Annotated in this window: 13 protein-coding genes and 1 other RNA gene; 3 read left to right on the top strand and 11 right to left on the bottom strand. The window is 40.4% G+C overall.

Annotation, left to right across the window (positions count from 1 at the left end; all coding sequences use genetic code 11):
- Positions 1-148: 148 nt before the first annotated feature.
- Entirely contained in the window at positions 149-2,977 is a 2,829-nt protein-coding gene (locus ACSLUK_RS07420; RefSeq protein ID WP_448547908.1) for a TonB-dependent receptor plug domain-containing protein, read from the bottom strand.
- Between the two features lie 709 nt (positions 2,978-3,686).
- Here ACSLUK_RS07420 and ACSLUK_RS07425 point away from each other — a divergent pair.
- The 3 genes from ACSLUK_RS07425 to ACSLUK_RS07435 all read left to right on the top strand — a co-directional run bounded on the left by ACSLUK_RS07425 (position 3,687) and on the right by ACSLUK_RS07435 (position 5,470).
- Entirely contained in the window at positions 3,687-4,463 is a 777-nt protein-coding gene (locus tag ACSLUK_RS07425; protein WP_448547909.1) for a TSUP family transporter, read from the top strand.
- 2 nt (positions 4,464-4,465) lie between these two features.
- Positions 4,466-5,080 (top strand): primosomal replication protein PriC, encoded by a 615-nt coding sequence (gene priC / locus ACSLUK_RS07430; RefSeq protein ID WP_448547910.1) that lies wholly within the window; start codon positions 4,466-4,468, stop codon positions 5,078-5,080.
- A gap of 123 nt (positions 5,081-5,203) precedes the next feature.
- Complete coding sequence (locus ACSLUK_RS07435) at positions 5,204-5,470, top strand: late competence development ComFB family protein (RefSeq protein ID WP_448547911.1); 267 nt, start codon at positions 5,204-5,206, stop codon at positions 5,468-5,470.
- A 23-nt stretch (positions 5,471-5,493) separates the two neighbouring features.
- Here the strand turns inward: ACSLUK_RS07435 and ACSLUK_RS07440 are convergent, their stop codons facing one another.
- From ACSLUK_RS07440 to ACSLUK_RS07485, 10 genes are all read right to left on the bottom strand, one after another.
- Complete coding sequence (locus tag ACSLUK_RS07440; RefSeq protein WP_448547912.1) at positions 5,494-6,177, bottom strand: PilZ domain-containing protein; 684 nt, start codon at positions 6,175-6,177, stop codon at positions 5,494-5,496.
- Between the two features lie 173 nt (positions 6,178-6,350).
- Positions 6,351-6,447: signal recognition particle sRNA small type (gene ffs, locus ACSLUK_RS07445), an RNA gene on the bottom strand.
- A 77-nt stretch (positions 6,448-6,524) separates the two neighbouring features.
- Complete coding sequence (locus ACSLUK_RS07450) at positions 6,525-7,112, bottom strand: 1-acyl-sn-glycerol-3-phosphate acyltransferase (RefSeq protein WP_448547913.1); 588 nt, start codon at positions 7,110-7,112, stop codon at positions 6,525-6,527.
- 3 nt (positions 7,113-7,115) lie between these two features.
- Positions 7,116-8,003, bottom strand: a complete 888-nt coding sequence (locus tag ACSLUK_RS07455; protein WP_448547914.1) for a DUF3014 domain-containing protein — start codon at positions 8,001-8,003, stop codon at positions 7,116-7,118.
- A gap of 333 nt (positions 8,004-8,336) precedes the next feature.
- Positions 8,337-8,975, bottom strand: a complete 639-nt coding sequence (gene maiA / locus ACSLUK_RS07460) for a maleylacetoacetate isomerase (protein ID WP_448547915.1) — start codon at positions 8,973-8,975, stop codon at positions 8,337-8,339.
- Between the two features lie 143 nt (positions 8,976-9,118).
- A complete protein-coding gene (gene tyrR, locus ACSLUK_RS07465; RefSeq protein ID WP_448547916.1) occupies positions 9,119-10,669 on the bottom strand; it encodes a transcriptional regulator TyrR in 1,551 nt (516 codons plus the stop codon).
- A gap of 110 nt (positions 10,670-10,779) precedes the next feature.
- Complete coding sequence (locus tag ACSLUK_RS07470) at positions 10,780-11,115, bottom strand: 4a-hydroxytetrahydrobiopterin dehydratase (RefSeq protein WP_448547917.1); 336 nt, start codon at positions 11,113-11,115, stop codon at positions 10,780-10,782.
- Between the two features lie 10 nt (positions 11,116-11,125).
- Positions 11,126-11,938: a phenylalanine 4-monooxygenase gene (gene phhA / locus ACSLUK_RS07475; protein ID WP_448547918.1), complete on the bottom strand. Its 813-nt coding sequence runs from the start codon at positions 11,936-11,938 to the stop codon at positions 11,126-11,128.
- Positions 11,939-12,213: 275 nt separating this feature from the next.
- Positions 12,214-13,236: a YcjF family protein gene (locus tag ACSLUK_RS07480; RefSeq protein WP_448547919.1), complete on the bottom strand. Its 1,023-nt coding sequence runs from the start codon at positions 13,234-13,236 to the stop codon at positions 12,214-12,216.
- Entirely contained in the window at positions 13,233-14,663 is a 1,431-nt protein-coding gene (locus tag ACSLUK_RS07485) for a YcjX family GTP-binding protein (protein WP_448547920.1), read from the bottom strand. The genes ACSLUK_RS07480 and ACSLUK_RS07485 overlap by 4 nt, the downstream gene beginning before the upstream one ends.
- Between the last annotated feature and the right edge of the window lie 78 nt (positions 14,664-14,741).

The raw sequence follows: 14,741 nt of genomic DNA on the forward strand, positions 1-14,741 counted from the left end.
GTTGTCCATGTCATTCCAAGTGGGCAATTATTTATGCGGATTGGTATTAAACATACATCAGAGTGGGAAAAACACACAATAAAAAGCCCCGTCGTTTAAGACAGGGCTTTTAGCATATTATTTGAGCTCTTTAAAAAGAGCCAGTTCATTAGAACTTAACGTTAACACTACCGAATAATCGACGACCAATTACGTCGTACATTCCTGGCTCTGTATTCGCGTTAAATGCACTGTGGAAACGAGGCGCATCTTCATCAGTTAAGTTAGCAATACCAACTGAGAACGAAACTGTACCGAATGTATAGCTACCCGTTAAATCGTGGTAAATAACTTCTTCAGCTACATGGTCATCAGTGATTGCAGCTGGACGTGTAGCATCCTCTGTTTCACCAATAAAGCGCATTGACCACTGAACATTCCAATCATCACCCATTAAGTTAGCTGATGCATTCATACGAAGTTCTGGATATACAGCGAAACCGTCTGCAGTACCGATTGTGTCGGTTGTACCAGTTAGTGCGAAAGTTTCTTCACGCTCAAACGTGTGCGTAGCAGACCAACGTAGGTCAAGTTGGTTACCAAAACCGAAATCGACGTCAACAGTATATTGTACGTCAATATCTAAGCCTGATGTTTTCAGCTTACCTAAGTTACCGTATGTAACCGTCGCATCAGATGGAATCGCTAGACCTGTACCAGGTAGCGCCAATGGAGAGTTGCCACCTGTCCAATCTTCAAATACTTGACAAGAAGCTGCACTCATATTAACAGAGTCTAAACAGTTATATGACAAGTCATTGAAGCTTGGAATACCAATAACGTTATCAACTTCAATACTCCAGTAATCAATACTAACATTCAAGTTTTCTAGAGGTTCAATTACCATACCAAATGTGAATGTATCAGATTCTTCTGGCTTTAATGAACCTTTTGGTGGCGCGCTTTCAGTAACAGTCGATTGCCATGCAAAGCCCATTTCAGATGAATCATCTGTCGCCATACCTAGTGCGATACAGTTTTCTCGCATCGTTTCAGTAATATCGTTACGACGATCCATAAACTCACACCATGGCTCTACAACTGGGAAGTTAGCTGTTGAATCTTGGTTGATTTCAGAAATGTTAGGAGCACGGAAACCCGTTGCTAAACCAGTTCTGAACTTGATTGCATCATTTAATCGATAGTCTACGCCAACTTTGTAGTTAGTAGTGTTACCTACTGTGTCATAGTCTGAATAACGAAGTGATGCGTCAACAATTAGGTTATCCGTGATTGGCATATTAAATTCAGCATAAAGTTCATCAACCTTGAAGCCACCCTCTTGTGGATCAGAAGCGCCTGAAGTTGTTAAACCTTCACCCATGAATTCATCTGGCGAGAAACGGCCATTTTCATAGCGATGCTCAAAACCAGCAGCCCAACCAAGACTACCTGCACCGAAGTCAATACTTTCAACTTCGCCACTGAATACCGCTTGGAACAACATTAAACGACCCCAAGAAGTATCTTTTAATGAGTTTGCCATCAAATAGCCAATTTGATCATCAGTAATAGTGCCATATGGAGCGAATGGATTGAATTCCATGCCACCTGCAGCCACACAATCGGCATTTGCTGAACACATATCTGGGTTAACCATGATTTGCCATCTGTCTAAGCGATGCAAGAAGCCTGTTTCTTGTACAGATTCGTTTTCAGCGTATGTGAATGATACGTCATAACCAAATGTATCATCAATGTAACCGTCTAAACCAAACACCATACGGAATGTATCAACAGACTGTTGATACAAACGACCGCCTGACTCAACGAAACGACGGTTAATACGAACGTCTTCTCCGCTAATACCGTAAGGGTTATTCGCATTATCGCCAAATGGGTTAAATGGGTTAGATGCTGGAACTAATTGAATATCATCATTTGTCGTAAATGATGCGTCAGGAGCTAAACGCTGGTGTGAAGTACGGCGTGTATATAATGTTTCCATATATACACGTTGTTCGTCCATATACTCATAATTACCATTCGCAGCAAATTGAAAACGCTCATTTGGCGTAATCAAAGCATTAACTGGCGCATAATTATAGGTATCGTTTACATTATTGCCGTTAAAATCTTTACCAAATGGTCTAATTTGACCTGTTGCTTCATCTACAATAAATGTACTGCCACCAGCTGCAGCAATTGCACCTGCGTCAAAAATAGTAATCTTACGGCTGTTAGATGAACCTGCACCTACAGCTAAGAAACTACCATCATCTTGTAATTGTGGGTATAAGGCTTCTGTCGCCCAAGACTTTTCAGCCTGCTTCATCTCATGTTGGCGGCTATATTCCATACCAACTGTGAAGCTTCCTTTGTCACTAGCGGTACCAGCAACCATTGAAATGCCCAAGTTCTCAGCTTGACCATCTTCCGTACCTGCACCCCAGTTAGCTGTAATTTCAAATCCTTCAAAGTCATCTTTTAGAATTATGTTTACAACACCAGCGATTGCATCAGCACCATAAATTGTAGAAGCACCGTCTTTTAGTACTTCAATGCGCTTAACCATACCGATTGGTACTGAGTTAATATCAACTGCACCGTCATCATTTACGTCACCCACCTGGCGGCGACCATTGATAAGCACTAGCGTACGGTTAAAAGAAAGACCACGTAAATCAACTTTCTTTTGACCGTCGTTACCGTTGTTTGTTGATGCACCTAACTGGAAGCCCGAAAACGCAGGGATGTCCTTTAGGAATTCATCAACACTGGTAACACCAGTTGCAAGAATTTGTTTTGAATCGAATACAGAAATTGGACTAGCAGATTCAAACTCTGAACGCTTAATACGTGAACCAGTTACTTCAATGCGTTCAACATCTGCACCTTCTTCAGCAGCGAATGTTGGTGTAGCAATTGCAGCCGCCGAGCTAGCTCCTACGAACATAGCTAAACGAACAGCTCTAGCTATTTTGCTATTGTTATACATTTTTTCTCCCTTAGACCACTTTGCGTGATTCTAATGTTTTTAAACCAAAGCTATATTGCTTTGTTTTTCTTGTAAGAAATAGCATGCCGCTATTTCAATCTCACTTGATAGTAAACGTTATTTATAATGTGGGTCAACACAGTGTTACGTAACTTGACACTACGAAACACCGAAAAACACCTTACAGAACCAACATAACACATTGAAATAAAAAGAATAACCAACATGAGAGAAGTTTTTCAACACATATCAAGCCTACCACGTTATCCCAGCTTTCACCATAATAAACAAAACACTGAAAAAACAATAAGATAAAGAAAACAAACATTAAATATTTGACAATTTAATCACAATAATCCTGTGTAAAACAAAGAATCACCTGAAAAATAAAAAACCATATAATTCAATAGGTAACACCAACGTCATAAACTTTCGTAAACTTTTTCGGACATGTCTAAGAAAATTATTTAAAAAAATTGTAGCCTGCACTTGAACTTGTTGACACAGTTGTTTTTTTTTCGCCAAAAATAAATAAAAATGATGTAAAAACGAAGTTAAATGAAATCGTTAACATTAATGCTTTCAAATTTGTTCTAAGTATTTGTGCAACCCTAAGTGCTGTTATGTAAAGATGAAAAATTCTAAAACAAACTCGCATAATAATGTGGTAGAATCGCTGCGATTTTTTGATACAACTTAGGGCGTCGATTTGATAGAGCCAATCCTCAGTGTGGAACTTTGGTTTATTCTGTGTACCGTTGCGTTTTTAGCAGGGCTTATCGATGCTATTGCTGGCGGTGGAGGTATGTTAACCGTACCCGCATTGCTTTCAACGGGACTACCACCGCATATTGCACTTGCGACAAATAAACTCGCTGCAACATTTGGTTCCTTTACTGCGTCTTTTACGTTCTATCGGCAAAAACTGTTTGATCCAAAGTTTTGGCGAACTTCACTTATCGCCACTGCTATAGGTGCAGTTATAGGTACGCTGATTGTTTCATTTCTAACAATTGAATTTTTAGAAAAGTATCTTCCTATTCTGATCATCATCACAGCTATATATACGCTACTTGCCAAAAACGTTGTATATAACGACAGTAAATTGCCTGTAGAATCTAAGCAGTTGAAACTAATTCAGAGCACTCAAGGATTAATACTAGGATTTTATGATGGGCTTGCGGGCCCAGGCACCGGTGCATTTTGGACGGCAAGTTCAAGTGCTCTATACAAAATCAACATTATGTTAAGCTGCGGTTTAGCACGTGCAACAAACTTTGTAAGTAATGCATGCAGTTTATTAACTTTTCTTTATCTCGGCTATGTTAACGTCTTTCTAGGCTTGGCAATGGGATTGTTTATTATGGCTGGCGCTTGGGTTGGCGCTCATTCAGCAATAAAGTTTGGTGGCAAGTTTATCCGCCCTGTATTTATCACCATCGTCATCTTAATGTCTGCGAATCTCGCGTATCAAGCTTGGTTATAGCGATGCAACGAAGTAAAGCACAGTTAGCGATAGATAAGATTAGAAACCTGCTACGAAAGCTCTATGTACAAGCAAGGGAACTCGACCAAAATGCATCTCAACGAAATAACAGCACAAGCCCAAAGCATCAGTTATTCAACCAAGAGTGCTTTAGGAGCAGAAGTAAATTATTTCTCCCTTATGTAACTGAAATAGAAAAAGAGCTTCAACACGCCGAGCAATTGCTTCAACAAGGGCAACTTAGTTTTCTTGCATTTCAGGTAGAGAAGATAGAGCTACAGTGCGCAGCGATCATCAAGGCGATGAACGCTAAAGACAGTTTAAAAGCCATTGATAAATATCGAAAAGATCACCTTGGTAAAGCTAGGTTTAAACAAGCTATGTCAAGGGTATTACAACCAATTCAAACGCTATATGCAAAATTGTCGGAAACACATGAATTCGAGCGACGTCTGGTTGCAATGCTTGAAGAAAAACAACGTCACCTCAACTCGACAGGTAACGGACCGCAAAGCCAACTTACACAAGAGATATTAACCTTACACCAAAGATTAGGCCGCTGTCGTCAAGCAATTAGCATGATTGAAAGGCAAATAGAACAACAAGAAAAGCAATAAGATACTGGCTGGTTGGTCTAATATTATTTTATATTTTACGATTTCGATTAAATTACAATTAATACTCGCTTTTTGAAATTCTAGCATTTAGGCTTTAGAGTAGAAATAACTGAGGAGTCTTTTATGAAAATATCTGACGACATTCATAACTACTATGAAAAACTTGTCATTCAACATTTTGCTACGCTCAAACTTGAAGAAAAATATGACAGTGATTTTATGGCTGACTTAACATGTGTCGTATTAAATCAACTACCTTCTCGCTATATTAGACATGAAGTCGATATGGCATTCTATTTACCCGCCTCAGAAAGGTTTGAAATGGAAAATAATGTTAAGGTAGCGGTGAGAAAGGCGTTAGAGTTTATGAAAACGCATGAGGCCGAATAGCCTCTATCGACTTTTCAACCTAGTTACGTTAGATGACTTTCGATAAGCAATTGTTCAAATAAAGCCTGAACTTGCTTATCGTTTTCATTGAACTTGATACCTACGCTAACAGTGCCACATTCATTCCTACTATTGCACACACTCGCACTAATCTTAATGATCTGATTGTCTGGCTGCTTAATCGTAATAAATACATCCCGTTTATGAACAGTGATATTGTCGTTGTGTGCGACAAAGTAAAAACCACACCCATTACGTGAAATATCTCTTATCACCCCAGTGATTTTCGAAATACCATTGAAATCATTTCCTAGGGTTATTGCCGCTGGGAGATTGGTTGACACCCGCTGGTGTTGTCTAAGTTCACGGTTTTCTATTTCCTCGGGATAACTCAAGTAAATGAACTTTTCTGGATGTTGCGAAATACAACGAATGGTAGAACGAAAAGCGAAACAACATCCTTTTTCACCCTCAACTAAATAACGCACTATCGCTACATTACCTTGCACCAGAACATCGTTATAATTCGCTGAAGATGCCACTTTGGGGTATTTGAGAATGATGTATTTTCCCACCTCATAACCGACTAGCGTAGTTTTTATCCTTATTGTAACAGGGTGATTAATCTGTACATCTATCACTTTGCCCGGTAGTAAGTTAAAGGTTTCTCTGGATAATTTTTGGGAGACAGCTACAGCTTCTAACACGACCATTCCTTGTTGTTCTTTTGTACAATCTTACCAAGGCGATATATAAACTCAACCCCAAATTTGCATTGCAGTATTAACATGGCACATGCGCACATTTCTAATGTGTTTAATTGAAGTTAAATGGGCAAGCGATATAGAAATATATAGGGGAGGTATTTATTGGGTGGCAACCCAATCAGCCACACTCCGGCACATGAGTCGTCTGCTGCGGTTGCTTCCTTCCGGACCTGGCCGAGTTCACAGAGTATCATTGCGAAGGGACCGAAAGGGTCACCATAGATTGCCCTAAGGCGGCGCGAATTATCGCTAAACTATTGTTGAGTTGCAAGTACAATCAATAAAATCTACACCAAGTGAGGATTTTTTGCACAAAACGGTGTGTACATTGCTTTTACTGCGATCAACTCTTCTTCAATCTCCCCTACGACAAAATGATGTGGTAGGAACAAAACTTGCTTTTTCTTGTAGTCTAATCCAACAGGAACAATGGGCACTTGCGCTTGCTTAGCCATATGTAAGAATCCTGTTTTCCATTCCTTGGTTTTACTACGCGTTCCTTCAGGTGCTAAAGCAAGTAACATATATTCTTGAGCTGCAAATCGTTCAACCATTTGACCCACAACGCCATGGCGATGTGCACGATCAATACCTACCCCTCCCAAACTGGTAAGCCACTTGCCAAAAATCCCTTTGAAAATACTGTTCTTACCTAGGAATGTTACCTTAATGTCGAGAGAGAGCATTACCGCAATCGCGACAACAAAATCCCAGTTAGACGTGTGAGGCGCTACAGATAGAATTAATTTCTTATGCTGCTCTGGTAGCTGCCCTTGAACAGACCAACCAAGGCACTTTAAGACAAAGTTACCAATTGCTTGTAGTGATTTACTTTGACGTTTAGGAATATGCTCTGGTACATGCATTGAACTCATACACTAGTTATTCTCTTTCGCTAATTTTTCATTCACTTCCAACAATATTGACTTTATTACTAACAAGTTATCTTTGCCAAGACGCAACAACAACTTGTCCGCATCATCCATTGCTTCAACATCTTGATTAGCAAATTTAAACATCACACTAGGACGCTCTAAAGTAAGTTCCGTTTTGGGTACTTCCATATCTAAAACCCGCGCTATTGCATCTTGCAATACATAAGTGAATTCTTCATCTGGGTAACCTAATTCACGATAAGCTTCATCAACCAAGGGTTTCATTTCGAAATACCATTGTACTAAAGTATCGCTATCGATAGAACGAAGTAAATCAACATATAAACTAAACCGACGCGTAGCAGATTCATCCCACAGCAATTCAACATCACCCGTTTCGTACTTTACTTCTCTTGCGGTAAAACCGATATTTGGCTTAACTAGTGGGCTATGCTCATATGCAATCGTCCCTTGTGCGAAGTTGTCAGTAAATACGACAAAGCGACGAATGATGTCCTCATCGATAAGAAGTTTGAGTAACTCTTTACGCCATGTAATCGACGGAAGTTTTTCTTTAAGCCATGCGTCACTCTCATTTAATGACGGCAAAGTAATTACAGGCTCTGGTTCCACCAACTCTGCAGGAGGTGGAGTGCTAGAAGATAGTTCAGGCAGCTCATTTTCGATCAGACTATCATCTACTGTCGGCTCATCGAGTGGCACAGGCTCAGATGCCTGCTCAACGACTTGCGGCTTCACTTCGTCCTTAGGCTCATCTGATGTAATTAACCAGTAGCCAGCACCTACCACAACCAATGCGATAATAATGCTAGGAATAAGCCAGTTTGAATTGCTTGTAGATTCAGAATGTACTTCTTGCGTTTCGTTCATACTCACCTTTGCTCATTCTCATTGCTTTTAAAACTGAAAAATATTTGCACAGCGCTTTTGTCTTCTTTCTAACTATGTAGCCTAACTAGTTACGTTTTTTGCATCCGCTTGAAATGTCGTATTTAATCTATAACCAGACAGCTCACGAATAGTTACGATTAGATGTACTAAGTCTCAACAAGACAAAAGAAAATTAAAAAATACTTTCTTCCATTGCACCGCTTTTTGACAAAGCATGCAAGCAGGAATTCACTTTAAAGTATAACTTTTTGTAAATTACGCAGTGGCAGCAACAAATAATCAAATCACTGCCATTACTCTTAAACAGCCAATTTATTGAGCATCTGGCTGGTTTTCAGGTAGTGCGAGCTTAAATGCTTCTAGTTGATTACAGTTTTCGACAATTCTTACGATATTAGGATATTCACTCATATCTAGGCCAAATCGATTGGCGTTGTATACCTGAGGCACTAAACAAATATCAGCCATTGAAACCTCATCGCCATAGCAATACTTACCTGCATACTTAGCACATTTTTCTTCTAAAGCAGCGAAGCCTAATTTCATCCAGTGATGGGTCCATGCAAGCTTTTCAGCATCACCTACTGAAAGTTCATTAGCCAAGTATTGTTGAACGCGAAGGTTATTGAGCGGGTGAACTTCACAAGCTATGTCGAGCGCCATCGCCTGAACTTGTGCCTTATCAACAGCAGTTTTTGGGTATATATTCGCTTGCGGATAAACACTATCTAAGTAATCGATAATCGCGATTGACTGGTTCAATACGACGTCTCCGTCTACAAGTGTTGGCACCAGATGAGTTGCATTGAGTGAAGTGTAGTCTTCACTGTGCTGTTCGCCACCATTTTTGACTAAATGCACAGGGATCGATTCAAAAGGTATACCTTTGAGGTGTAAAACAATTCTAACGCGATAAGCTGCTGATGAGCGCCAATATCCATAAAGTTTCATAAAAATCTCTCTTATTGTCTTTATCCCATCAGGGAACATTTAAGAAGTCTAATAGATCAAAGCGCTCATCCCAATAACTATCTTAAACTATTGGTAGAGCGCTTTGTTGTTAAATGTTTACAGCTTCTTGGCGACGTAAGTTGTTAAATTTTCACAGTCTTCTTATTGATGTCATATTCCCGTAATTTGTTTGCAATTGCCGTATGACTAAGTCCTAACTTCTTCGCTAACTGGCGGGTGCTTGGGTAAGCAGGATATAATTTTCGTAATAAATCTGCTTCGAAGTTTTTGACCGCTGCGTCTAACGTTCCTTCGAATTCCTGTTCCAAATAGCCATGTTCTCGTGTGTATGCAGGCAGCTGTAGGTGTGAGGTCATAACGACAGTCCCCTCCATTAAAGACACGGCTCGAATTAACACATTTTCAAGCTGTCTAACATTGCCTGGCCAAGGATAGTGTTCAATAAAATCGCGACAATCATCTGACAGTGAAATATTTGATTTGCCTATGCGTTGGCCGAATTTATTAACAAAAAATTCAGCGAGCGGAATGATATCTGAACGACGTTCGCGTAGCGAAGGGATATTCAAGCCAAGTACATTGAGGCGATAGTAAAGATCTTCTCTAAACTCGCCTTGCTGCACCATGTTTAATAGATCACAATTTGTCGAGCTAATAATACGAATATTGACGGTGATTTCTTGTTCATCATCAACTCTCCGGAAGATCCCATCTTGAATGACACGCAAAAGCTTCGTCTGCAATTTAGGCGACATTTCCCCTACTTCATCCAAAAAGATGGTTCCGCCATCTGCTAACTCAAATAGTCCTCGTTTGCTTCTTTCAGTGTTGGGTTTCCCTTGCCCAAACAACTCAGTTTCAGCCGCATCGTCGGGCAACGCTGCACAATTTAAAGTCATGAATGGATTGTCAGCGCGATCACTCGCCGCATGGCAAGCTTTTGCAATAAGCTCTTTTCCTGTGCCTGTTTCGCCAACAATAAGAATTGATGAATCTAACAGAGCCATTCGCTTAGCTTCACGGATAACTTTTCGCATTGCCCCACTGCTGGCTTGAATTCCTGCAAAGTTATTCTCATTCGCTTGTTTAAATGCACTGATTTGCTGTCCCAACCGCGCTTCAGACTTTAAGATTAAAACTGCGCCAGCAAGCACAGGGTCACCTGAGGTATCTGAGACATGAATCGGCATGATATCAGCAACGTAATCTTCATCCTGAAATTTCAATCGGCGCGTTTGTGCTAACACTTCATCACTGTCTAGCCAACGATTAAAGTTGAACCCTTTCAGCCACAGGCTTACATGGTCACCTACGATTTCGTCTTCATTACAGCCCATAGCCAACGCTGCAATGGTATTAATCAAGCGAATATTGCCTTTAGCATCTATTGAAACAAACGGATCTGGAAAGGTTCGAATAAGCGTTGCGAGCTCATTACGTTCGCGTTCTGAAGGCATATAAGGCGTTGTTTTTACGTCTACTACACCATCAATTAAACGTAGTTGTGGCATGAAAGTTTGTAGTTCAGAAAACTCTAAATCGGGAATATTGATAAAAATTTTGCCAGGCTGTTTTAACTCAATACCTCTAAGATCGATTCCTCGTTCAACAAAAATACCAAGCACTTCTTGCGCAATACCAACACGATCCTGACAACCTATTTCTAAACGCATTCGACTCACCTCTGGGTGACCACTGGGGAAAACCCTATTGTAAACTATTTTTTACGACAAAAAAAAGCCCCCTTATTTAGGAGGCTTAGCATTATTAGTGTAACTAAATATTACAGTAGTGTGTCTGTTTTCGCAGCACAGATAAAATCATTCTTGTGCAAGCCACCTATTGCGTGCGTCCACCACGTTACTGTCACTTTGCCCCACTCTAATAAAATCGCAGGGTGATGAAACTCTTCTTCCGCCAATTCAGACACTTTATTCGCAAATGCCCAAGCTAGCTTATAATTTTTAAACTTATATACGCGCTCTAACATCATAACGCCATCACGAACTTCTGGAACCCAATCTGGAATCTCGCGAATTAATTGATGTAATTCTTCATCGCTTACTTTTGGCGCATCAGCATGACATGCTTCACATTTTTGTACAGATAATTGCGACATTATTAACTCCTTAACTCGCTTCTTTTGTTTCTTTAGGTGGAAATTTTGCAGGGAATAACCCTAATTCTTTAGCCTGTTCTACCATCGCCATGATTTCTTCAATGGAGTGTTTTCTAATTTCGTCGAGATCACTCACTTTAGTCAACAAATAGTAGATCGGCTGTAATATATCAATTCGGTATGGTGTACGTAGCACTTCAAGTATATCCAGTGGCTTACGCTCTACTGAATTATCATTAATCGCGTACTGAGTTTCACTAGGTGAAGATAAAATCCCCCCTCCGTAGATGCGTAATCCCTCAGGTGTATCTAATAAACCAAACTCAACGGTAAACCAGTACAATCGAGCTAAAAACACTCTATCTTCTTTCGACGCCATTAGACCCATTTGACCATAAGCTTGCGTATAATCGGCAAACGATTTATTAGTTAATAGTGGGCAGTGGCCGAAAATCTCATGGAAAATATCAGGTTCCTGTAAGTAATCAAACTCTTCTCTCGTTCTAATAAACGTAGCAACAGGAAACTTTCTTTCAGACAGTAAACGGAAAAACTGGCCAAAGCCTATAAGCGCTGGCACTGGCTCGCAACGCCAGCCCGTTTCACCTTCTAATACATCGCTCACCTCATCTAACTGAGGAATTCTGTCTGTTGGTAAATTGAGTTTGGCAAGTCCCTCAAAATATTCATCGCAGGCTACGCCTTCAATACATTTCAATTGGCGAGAAATAAGCTCTTGCCATATTTGATTTTCTTCATCTGTCCACTGGATAAAGCCACTCTCATCCGGTGACTTCGATACGTACTTACTCGACTTTGACATGTTGTAACCTTCAAATCTACTTGTCACAGCAACCAGACACGATTGTCATTTTGATTGTATTTGTCTGACTGTGGTTCGCTTGGTACACATTAACTTTAGTGCACTTTTTTAGTTAGACTAATCTTAAGCGATATTTATTCAGTAGGTCATCACAGCACGTTGCGGCAAATTACCTCACCACAAAAAACAACGTAAAGTAAACATAACAAAGATAACATCACACCCCATAAAATAACACTAAATAGCTGTATCTCAAAAATCTCAACCAGAGAGTATTACTTAGTTTTGATGTTACCTAACCGTTTAACAATGGCTTTTCTGACATCGGTAAGTTTGGGTTTGTTTCCTGTAAACGCTAATGGGCGGCACTCATGCATGGCTTTTAAACCGAGTCTAGCTGTCAACATCCCCGCCCCCATACCTTGAGCAAATCTCGCCGACACTTTGCCCAGGATATCTGCACCGATCATTTCCAAGCCTACATCAGCAATAAGTTCAGATGCCCCAGCATATGCCATATTTACAAAGACTTGTTTAATTAAACGAATTCTACTCCAGTAGCTTAGATGAATACCATAGAGGTGTGCCAGTTCGTCCAGCATCTTAACGTTTCGCCAAAAGATCAGTGCCATGTCGATAATAGCTACAGGACTCACGGCCACCAGAACAACAGACTCGGTCGCATGCTTAGCAATGACATCAAGTGCTTTTTTGTCGACCGATGTGAGTACTTGTTGATCATACAGCGCTATGATCTCTTCTGCGCTTAGCTCCTGCTTTGCACTTTTTTGCCACTTATTTTCATACTCTACCGTGAGGTCACATGGTAAACGGGCATGTATCTTATCGCAGAGCTTGACCGCTTCTTCACTTTGTTTCTTATCGATTGCGATCGCTATCATTTCTCTTAACTTTGTGCTCCGTTTAAGTTGTCTAAGCCCCAAATACTCCTTAAAACCGAAGCGTCCTGCCAGCGCTAGTATTGAGGTAAACACAATTGCATAAATTGAAGTGATTATAGGGCTGCTTTCGAATCCAGTAATAAAGAACTGCACCAATTCAACCGCTAGCAGTACTGGAAGCAGTACGGCAATTAGCCGCCATAACCATCGAGGTTTACTTTTCGGCAGCGCTTGTTCCAGTTGCGTTTCTACGTGAAGTTCATCTTCTTGCCATGTTTCGTTTTCGACGATGACTTGTGATGTAACTAAATTCGTATTCTGTTCTTGTTTTTCCGCAACTTTTGGGACCTCATCAAACAAGATTTGCTGTTGATATTTTGTTTCTTTTTCATTCATTTCATTTTATCTCCAAGCAAAAATTGTAACGCCTGATCTATCCTCAGATGTGGAAGTGTTTGGTGTTCTTTTACTGCCTGATAAGGCATAAAGCTCATAAAATTAAACTGACTGTCCTGCCAGTAATTCACGTCAGGTAATTGAGAGGGCACTTCCCCGGGGAACACCGTCACTAATTTACTTCGATTCTCGATATAGCCCTGAATGACCGGAATAGTATTTCCTTGATGGCGGCCTTTTCCTGCCAACGTCGCCTTGACCGAAGACAGTGCTATCGTTTTCATTTCAACGCCTTCATAGCCTAAGTGCTGCTTTGTTCGATGAATAAGTTGATTAAGCAAGGAAGTTAGATTGCTATGTTGTTCTGGCGTAATGTGGTCTGCTTTTGTCGCTGCAAACAACAGCTTGTCTATCTTAGGTGAGAAAAGTCGACTTAATAGACTGCTTTTTCCATAATTGAAGCTTTCCATGATCATTTCCATCGCTTTTTGCAAGTCTCGAAAATTCTCGGCGCCCTTGTTTAGTGGCGTTAGGCAGTCAGCTAGCACAATTTGACGGTCAAAGTTGACAAAGTGCTCTTTGTAGAATTTTCTTACTACTCGCTCTTTGTACTCCAAAAATCTGGCTCTCAACATGCCAATATTCGAATCTTCTTTAGCATACTGATATCGTTCAACATCAATGTCATTGAACCCCAAAAACGGCACGAACTGCAGCAAAGGTGTACCCGCTAGATCCCCAGGGAGCACAAACCGTCCCGGTTGGATGATAGAATAGCCTTTTTCATTCTTAAGCTTGAGAAGCAGTTGAGTGTAATCTTCAGCCAATTCAGAAAGCAACTGTTCATCAACCGCTGCAAAAGGATCCAACATTTTGAGTTTGGCAAAAAAATCACTCGCCTCAGTGCTTTTATGTTCGTCATTAATTAGTGACTCCATCTGCAATGACCATTCTTCATACGTTTGATCTAGCATAGGTAAATCTAATAACCACTCTCCAGGATAATCGGTAATATCAACATAAAGCGTTCTTGTGTCTGTGGCATATTTGAATAAGCCAGAGTCAGGACGATATTTTATCGCTAGACGTATCTTACTAATGCCTTTGGTTGGCACAGGCCAGTCCGGCTCTTCTTTTGTCAAAGCCGACATGGCACTTTCATAGTCAAATCGCCCAATATGATAGTGTTGTTGGGGAACACGCTTTGCTGCGATAAATCGTTGACTTTGAATAGGTTCGAAAAAACTTAGTTGTGATTCACTATTGTGATTGAGCAGTTGATTCACAAGTGACGTTATAAATGCTGTTTTCCCACTTCTGCTTAGCCCTGTTACGGCAAGGTTGATATGTTGATCGAGAGTACGATTAACGATTTCATTTGCTGTTCGTTTTATATTATTAAGTTGTTCTTTTTTAAAGATTGCCATTCTGACTACCAATCACTCCGCAACAGCGAGATACCAAAATTCGTAGACTACTAATATAACGGCTAAAAATCCAAGAGT

Source organism: Thalassotalea fusca (assembly GCF_053485835.1).